Origin of the sequence: Marinobacter sp. (genome assembly GCF_035268745.1) — a bacterium.
GTDB lineage: Bacteria > Pseudomonadota > Gammaproteobacteria > Pseudomonadales > Oleiphilaceae > Marinobacter.
On the sequence record NZ_DATFKH010000055.1, the window covers coordinates 1 to 6,422 of the forward strand.

Below are 6,422 nucleotides of genomic sequence, written 5' to 3' on the forward strand. Positions count from 1 at the left end.
GCAACACAGGTCCAGAGGCCCGAGCGACAAGCCCTCCGGGAGCCCCTGAAAGCCTTGACAGCGGTGTTGCGTCGGCTCGATTTGGAACCACCAAACCATCGCCACCGCGCCTTGCTCTCAAGGCTTTCAGGGGCTCAGTAGATCAGCGAATTAACCAGACGGGACACTAGCGACAGCCATCGAACAGCCTGGAAACCAGCACCGGCACGGCCGTTTCCACCCGCAGAATCCGCTGGCCCAGGTGAACCGGCTGGCAACCCGCCTCCTCCAGTTTCGCTACTTCATAGGGAATAAATCCGCCTTCCGGGCCGATGCACAGCACGGTCGGTGCATTGAGATGGGTCGGGCAGGGGGCGCTCGCACCGGGATGCGCAACCAGAGCCTTGCGATCGCCGATAAGTCCCGGCAGCTCGTCCTCGACGAAAGGCTTGAAACGCTGGCGAAGGTGAAGTTGCGGCATCACCGTATCCATGGCCTGCTCGAGCCCGAGGATCATGTTTTCGGTGACGGCGTCATCTTGGAGCCAGGGTGTCTGCCAGAAGCTCTTTTCCACCTTCCAGGCATTCACTAACCAGAGGTCTTTCACGCCAAGTGCCGTGGCGGTCTGCAGCACCCGGCGGAACATCTTGGGCCGCGGCATTGCCAGAATCAGAGTCAGCGGCAGGGCATCCGGGGGCCGGGAGTCCAGGGTAACGGCAAGCTCTGCTTCGTCCTCTGTCAGTCGGACAATCTCTGCGGTGCCCATGTTGCCATCAACCCGGCCAACCGCAATAGAGTCGCCCGCGGTTGCTCTGAGCACGGTTTCCAGGTGCGCGCGGCGTCTGCCGGTGAGCAGTGCCCGGTCCGGAGCAATAAAGTCGGTATTGAACAATAATGCCAGGTTCATGGCCGGTCAGACTTCACGGCTCGGGTGCTTCCTCGGCTTCTGCCCTGGCACGTTTGGCAAGCCGGCCGAACAGGATGCCGATTTCAAACAGTAACCACATGGGGACCGCGAGCAGGGTTTGCGAAATGATGTCCGGTGGGGTCAGCAGCATGCCGATCACAAAACAGCCCACAACAATATAGGGCCGTTTGGCGGCCAGATCGGCGGGGGTGGTAGCCCCGGTAAGAATCAGCAGAATCGTCGCGATCGGGATTTCAAACGCTACGCCGAAGGCAAAAAACATTTTCAGAACAAAGTTCAGATAGCTGCTTATATCAGGCAGTTCAACGATGCCTTCCGGACCAATGGCGGTGAAGAAACCGAATACCAGGGGAAACACCACATAATAGGCAAACGCCGCACCCAGATAGAACAGGATCACCGAAGTAAACAGCAGGGGAAACGCCAGCCGTTTTTCATGGGCGTAGAGGCCGGGGGCAATGAAGCTCCAGATCTGATAGAGAATCACCGGGATGGCGACGAATACCGCCAGTACCAGAGCAAGTTTCAGGGGCGCGAAAAAGGGTGAAGTGACGTCGGTCGCAATCATGGTCTGGCCGACTGGCAACAGGGAGGTCAGCGGGTCCGATACCCACAGGTAGAGTTCGTTGGCAAAAGGATAGATCGCGGCGAAGCAGATCACCACCGCCAGAACCATTTTCAGCAACCGGTTGCGCAGTTCCAGCAGGTGTTCAATTAATGGCATTTCCTGTTGGCCACTGCTGTCCTGCCGACTGGTCATGTGCGCTTGTCCGGCGAGGGGTCCCCGGATTCTGCGGGGTCCTCTGGCCTATCCAGTGAGGAATGGCCCGAGTTGTTGGCAGCAGCGGGGTCTTCGTCCGCTTCGTATTGCTCCGTAACCTGCGCTTCCCGGGGCTCTTCAGTTTTTTCAGTTCCGGTGTTCCCGGTCTCCCGGGTCGCCTGCCGTTGCCTCGGCGTCTTGTTGTCGGGCATGACCATGTGTTCGTACTTTTTTGCCTCATCCAGCGCGCCGCGCACGGATTTCTGCACGTCCTCAAGGCCAATGTCCCCGGCCTCGCGGAGTTCTTTGCGCAGTTCTTCGGCCTTGAGCTGGCTGTCCAGTTCCGACGAGAACTGGCTGACCATCCGCCGCGCTGCGCCCACCCAGCGTCCTGCCGCACGGGCTGCCGTGGGCAGTCGTTCGGGACCGAGCACGATAAGCGCTATAACACCGCAGATCAGCAGTTCGACAAAGCCGATATCAAACATTCAGCCCGTCTCAGCTGTGGGACTTGTCCCGTGGGGTTTCTTTGGCTCCGGACGTCTGGACATCGTCGTCAGCCTTGCCTTCGAGGGTGTCGGACTTGGCCTTGCCTTCATCATCCTGTTCGGAGTCATCGTCTTTTTTCGGGTCATCTTCACTCATGGACTTTTTGAATCCACGGATGGCGCCACCCAGATCACCACCGATGTTGCGGAGTTTCTTCGTTCCGAACAACAGGATAACAATGCCAAGAACAATAAGAAGCTGCCAGATACTGATGCCCATGTCGGGATCCTCACGTTACGTGTCTGTTTCGTTGATTGTACGTTAATTCAGGCCCGGTCCGGAAACCACGCTTTTTCGTAATTATCGGGTTCTTGAAGCTTTTTCTTCCAGTCCGGACAGGTCAAACCGGTTGGCAAGCTCCTGCAGTACATCATCCGGCCCCAGGCCCAGCCGCGACAGCATCACCATAGTGTGGAACCAGAGATCGGCGGTTTCACTGATCAGTTCGCGGGTTTCCCCGGAGTTCTCCGCATCCTTGGCCGCGAGCAGGGTCTCGGTGCACTCTTCCCCGACCTTTTCCAGAATCCTGTTCAGGCCTTTCTGGTGCAGGCTGGCGACGTAGGATGAGTCCGGGTCGGCCTGTTTACGGGCTTCCAGTACCTGTGCCAACTGCTGCAGAACATCACTCATCTCGGGTACCACCTGATGTTTTATCGGATTTGCCAGGGGCTTGGCCGTAGATCTCGTCCGGGTCTTTCAGGACCGGGTCAACGCTTTGCCACCGGCCGTTTTCCAGCTTGCGGTAGAAGCAGCTCCGGCGCCCGGTATGACACGCCATACCACCCTTCTGTTCCACTTTCAGTACAATGGCGTCGGCGTCGCAATCCAGTCTGAGTTCGCGAACAATCTGTTGATGCCCGGAGGTTTCACCCTTGCGCCACAGCTTGCCCCGGGATCGGGACCAGTAAACCGCCTGGCCCTCCTGCGCTGTCAATTGCAGTGCCTCGGCGTTCATCCACGCCATCATCAGCAGGTCGCCCGAGGCGGCATCCTGGGCGATGGCTGGCACCAGGCCGTCAGCATTCCACTGAATCTCGTCAAGCCAGCCAGGACGACCTACTGTAGCGTTGATTTCTTGCATTTCTGTGACGTCCGTTAGTGTTTGCGTCCGATGCCGGCTACCAGCCAGGTTGCACCTGCGAGTAATATCCAGCTGTGAGCGGGAAGTGACTGAACCAGGGCGACCAGGTCGTGGTCGACGCTGAACCAGGCAATGCCCACCAGCGCCAGCGCTGTAATGCTGCGGCGCCAGCGCCGGTCGGCCCGGCCCCGGCTTTCACGCAAAAGCTCGATAGCCTGGCGGCTGGCGCTATCGCTGGGCCCGGAATGGCGTAGCTGCAGCAGAACATCGTGCACCAGCTGCGGCATTTCCGGCGACTGCTCGATCCATTCCGGTAAATGGATTTTCAGTGATTTTAACAGGCCTGCCGGGCCGATGCGCCCGCGCATCCATTTTTCCAGAAAAGGCTGGGCGGTGCTCCACAGATCGAGCTCCGGGTAGAGCTGGCGGCCAAGGCCCTCGACGTTGAGCAGAGTTTTCTGCAGCAGCACCAGTTGGGGCTGAACTTCCATATTGAAGCGACGGGCGGTCTGAAACAGTCCCAGCAAAAAGTGGCCGAAGGAAATATCTTTCAGCGGCTTTTCGAAAATCGGTTCGCAGACAGTGCGAATCGCCGTTTCGAACTCGTTGACCCGGGTATCCGCGGGTACCCAGCCGGACTGGATATGAAGCTCTGCCACCTGCCGGTAATCCCGCCGGAAAAACGCCAGAAGGTTGCGGGCCAGATAGCTCTGATCCTCCGGCGCAAGGGTACCGACAATGCCGAAATCAATGGCAATGTATCGGGGATCGGCCGGATTCGATATATCCACGAAAATGTTGCCCGGGTGCATATCGGCATGGAAAAAACTGTCCCGGAACACCTGGGTAAAAAAGATTTCCACGCCTTTTTCCGCCAGCACCTTGAGGTCGACACCGGCCTCCTTCAGGGCATCGACGTCGGCAATCGGTATGCCCTGGATACGTTCCATTACCAGTACATTCTTGCCGGTATAGTCCCAGTCGATCCAGGGAATGTAGATCAGCGACGAATTCTCGAAGTTGCGGCGGAGCTGGCTGGCGTTGGCCGCCTCCCGTTGCATGTTCAGTTCGTCGTGAATGGTGGCGTCGTAGTCGGCAACCACGTCTACAGGGTGCAGCCGGGGCCCTTCGGACCAGTAACGTTCCAGCAGCGAGGCCAGCAGATACATCAGCGAGATATCCTGATTGATAACCCGTTCAATGCCGGGCCGGATAACCTTGACTACCACGTCGTGGCCGTTCCTGAGAGTCGCTGCATGAACCTGGGCAACAGAAGCGGAAGCCATGGGCTCCCGGGAAAAGCTGGCAAACAGCTCGCCGACGCTCGCGCCCAGAGAACGCTCGATAATGGCCTGGGCTTCGGCGCCGGGAAAGGGCGGCACCCGGTCCTGAAGGTGTTTCAGTGAGTCTGCCATATCATCGGGCAGCAGATCCCGGCGGGTGGACAGGATCTGGCCGAATTTGACGAAGACCGGCCCCAGCTCCTCCAGCGCCAGACGCAGCCGGTCGCCCCGGTCCAGCCTGGGCTTCGGGAACAGGTGCCAGGGCGCCAGAATGAACAGAACTTTCAGCGGGACCGGCAATTCGCTCAGCGGCAGAAAAGTGTCCAGCCGATAGCGGCAGATTACCCAGAGAATCCGAACAAGGCGCTGCAGTCGCGTCACGATGACTCCGGCTTCCTGTTTTCAGTGGCATCAGAGCTTTCATTGCCAGGTTCAAGCTGCCGGATGCGGGCGTCCAGGCGTTCTGCACGCAGACTCAACTGGTCGATATCTTCGAAGGTTGCCTCCAGTTCACGCCGCCCGGGCAGGCTCCGGCTTTCCTCGTGGATGTATTCTTCCACATTGGCATTCAGAGAGCGGAAGGCCTGTTGACTCCATTTCACCGCGCCACGCAGGCGTTGCCCCACAAAGTGGGCGGGCACATCGCCCAGATACTCCGCGATGGCCGCTTCCCAGTCCGGGTCGAGCTGATCAATGGCGCGCTGGAACTGATGGGCCAACGCCATATCGCCGACGACCCGGATGCGGTTCTGGCTGAATACCTGATCATCCCCGGTGGCTAACGCGGCGAAGGCCAGGGGACGACCCACCAGTTCCAGTGCCGGGGATTGCGGCGGCTGGCTGACTACCTGAACGCGGCTGGTGGCAGGAACCAGCGCCAGCGTCAGATTGAGTGGCGCCTCCACAGTAAACTGAACCGGTCCGGTCAGGGCTTCCATCAACGCCTGCCTGCCAGCAGGGTCCAGACTCAGGGCCCGGTTGAGACCCCGTTCAAGCACGGCTGTGACGGCTGACATCAGTGTGGGCCCGGGCATCATCAGGGTTTGATTCCCACATGCAGGGCAACGACGCCGCCGGTCATGTTGAAATATTTACAGTTCACCAGGCCGGCGGTTTCCATCATGCCCTTGAGGGTTTCCTGGTCGGGATGCATGCGGATGGATTCTGCCAGGTATTTGTAACTGCCGGAGTCACCGGCAATCAGCTGGCCCATCAGCGGCAGGGCATTGAAAGAGTAGGCATCGTAGGCCTTGCTCAGCAGTGGGTTGGTTGGCTTGGAGAATTCCAGCACCATCAGCTTGCCGCCCGGTTTCAGTACCCGCGCCATGTCCCGCAGCGCCTGATCCTTGTCGGTGACGTTACGCAGGCCGAAGGCAATGCTGACAGCGTTGAAGCTGTTGTCGGGGAATGGCAGGTGTTCGGCGTCGGCCTGCACATATTCGATGTTGCCGGCGTAACCGCGATCAATGAGCCGGCCACGACCAACCTGCAGCATGGATGCGTTGATGTCGGCAAGCACAACCTTGCCGGTCGGGCCGACGAGATCCGAGAACTTCATGGTCAGGTCCCCGGTGCCGCCGGCAATGTCCAGCACCTGATGACCCTTGCGCACACCGGACAATTCGATGGTGAACCGCTTCCACAGGCGATGGATGCCCATGGACATCAAGTCGTTCATCAGGTCATATTTGCCTGCCACCGAGTGGAAAACATCCGCCACCTGGCCGGCTTTCTGGCTTTTCGGCACATTGCGAAAGCCGAAGTGGGTCACGTCGTCGCCGGAATTAACGGCCGGTTTATTCGCCGGTTGCTGTTCGCTCATGGCTAGGTCCTGTCAGAATC

9 protein-coding genes are annotated in these 6,422 nt (G+C 59.1%); all 9 read right to left on the minus strand.

Annotation, left to right across the window (positions count from 1 at the left end; genetic code table 11):
* Positions 1–166 precede the first annotated feature (166 nt).
* The 9 genes from VJ956_RS04760 to ubiE all read right to left on the minus strand — a co-directional run bounded on the left by VJ956_RS04760 (position 167) and on the right by ubiE (position 6,402).
* On the minus strand, positions 167–886 hold the full coding sequence (locus VJ956_RS04760) for a 16S rRNA (uracil(1498)-N(3))-methyltransferase (RefSeq protein ID WP_324082202.1): 720 nt from the start codon (positions 884–886) through the stop codon (positions 167–169).
* A gap of 13 nt (positions 887–899) precedes the next feature.
* On the minus strand, positions 900–1,667 hold the full coding sequence (gene tatC / locus VJ956_RS04765; protein WP_324082204.1) for a twin-arginine translocase subunit TatC: 768 nt from the start codon (positions 1,665–1,667) through the stop codon (positions 900–902).
* Positions 1,664–2,155 (minus strand): Sec-independent protein translocase protein TatB, encoded by a 492-nt coding sequence (gene tatB, locus VJ956_RS04770; protein ID WP_324082206.1) that lies wholly within the window; start codon positions 2,153–2,155, stop codon positions 1,664–1,666. Before tatB ends, tatC begins: the two co-directional genes overlap by 4 nt.
* A 10-nt stretch (positions 2,156–2,165) precedes the next feature.
* Entirely contained in the window at positions 2,166–2,435 is a 270-nt protein-coding gene (gene tatA / locus VJ956_RS04775) for a twin-arginine translocase TatA/TatE family subunit (protein ID WP_324082207.1), read from the minus strand.
* 81 nt (positions 2,436–2,516) lie between these two features.
* On the minus strand, positions 2,517–2,846 hold the full coding sequence (locus VJ956_RS04780) for a phosphoribosyl-ATP diphosphatase (RefSeq protein ID WP_324082209.1): 330 nt from the start codon (positions 2,844–2,846) through the stop codon (positions 2,517–2,519).
* On the minus strand, positions 2,839–3,297 hold the full coding sequence (gene hisI, locus VJ956_RS04785) for a phosphoribosyl-AMP cyclohydrolase (RefSeq protein WP_324082211.1): 459 nt from the start codon (positions 3,295–3,297) through the stop codon (positions 2,839–2,841). The genes VJ956_RS04780 and hisI overlap by 8 nt, the downstream gene beginning before the upstream one ends.
* Positions 3,298–3,311: 14 nt before the next feature.
* The gene (gene ubiB / locus VJ956_RS04790) at positions 3,312–4,961 is read right to left on the minus strand and encodes a ubiquinone biosynthesis regulatory protein kinase UbiB (RefSeq protein ID WP_324082213.1); all 1,650 of its coding nucleotides are present in this window, start codon (positions 4,959–4,961) and stop codon (positions 3,312–3,314) included.
* Positions 4,958–5,617, minus strand: a complete 660-nt coding sequence (locus VJ956_RS04795; protein WP_414674383.1) for a ubiquinone biosynthesis accessory factor UbiJ — start codon at positions 5,615–5,617, stop codon at positions 4,958–4,960. The genes ubiB and VJ956_RS04795 overlap by 4 nt, the downstream gene beginning before the upstream one ends.
* Entirely contained in the window at positions 5,617–6,402 is a 786-nt protein-coding gene (gene ubiE / locus VJ956_RS04800) for a bifunctional demethylmenaquinone methyltransferase/2-methoxy-6-polyprenyl-1,4-benzoquinol methylase UbiE (protein ID WP_324082216.1), read from the minus strand. Before ubiE ends, VJ956_RS04795 begins: the two co-directional genes overlap by 1 nt.
* Between the last annotated feature and the right edge of the window lie 20 nt (positions 6,403–6,422).